Genomic DNA, 642 nt, shown 5'->3' with positions numbered 1-642 from the left:
ACGTTTACAATAGCGCTCAATCGTCGTTCAGACAGTTAGTTGAGACGCCTGATGCATCCTCAGATCCAGCCTTGGTTGACGCCAACACGGATAACTGGGCTGAGTTACGAAAAGTCTCAGAAGAAACACTCATTTCTCAGTCGAAAGACTTAGAAATATTAGGTTGGTATATTACCAGTCAGCTTTTTACTGCTAGCCCATTCGAAAACCTTGCTAATACTCTCCCTGCTTTAAACCAATTTATCGACCAATTCTGGGATACGCTAAACCCGATGCCACCAGAAGCTAAGCTAAAAGCTTCAGATGAGGCCGGAAAAGCAAGAGAGATTGCAGAATTCAGAACTAAGCCCTTACTACAACTCGTTGGTGAGTCTGTTGATACCAGCTCTGTTTATGTGCCTTTTCAAATGCTCGACTTCTGTGCCGGCGTTACCTATGGCGATTACTTGATTGCTGAGCGTAAAGGCAACATAAACGAACTGAAAGAATCCGCTTCAGGCGCATTTGACCAAAGCGTTTCTGAAACGCTTTTTCAACTGGCAAATATCTACAGCGAGCTAGAACTGATTGAGAAAAACTTGGCGGAAAAATGCCAAGCAGTAGGTGCAACCCTAATCAGTTTTAACTTCATCAAGGCCAACG

The 642-nt window shown here is 43.9% G+C and carries 1 protein-coding gene; it reads left to right on the top strand.

All coding sequences use genetic code 11. The annotated features are described in order from the left end of the window. On the top strand, positions 1–642 hold a 642-nt coding region (locus BCT81_RS27625; protein ID WP_198596981.1), incomplete at both ends, for a type VI secretion system ImpA family N-terminal domain-containing protein.

The organism is Vibrio sp. 10N.261.52.A1 (genome assembly GCF_002876325.1).
Lineage (GTDB): Bacteria > Pseudomonadota > Gammaproteobacteria > Enterobacterales > Vibrionaceae > Vibrio > Vibrio chagasii.
This window is presented reverse-complemented; position numbering and strand designations above follow the sequence as displayed.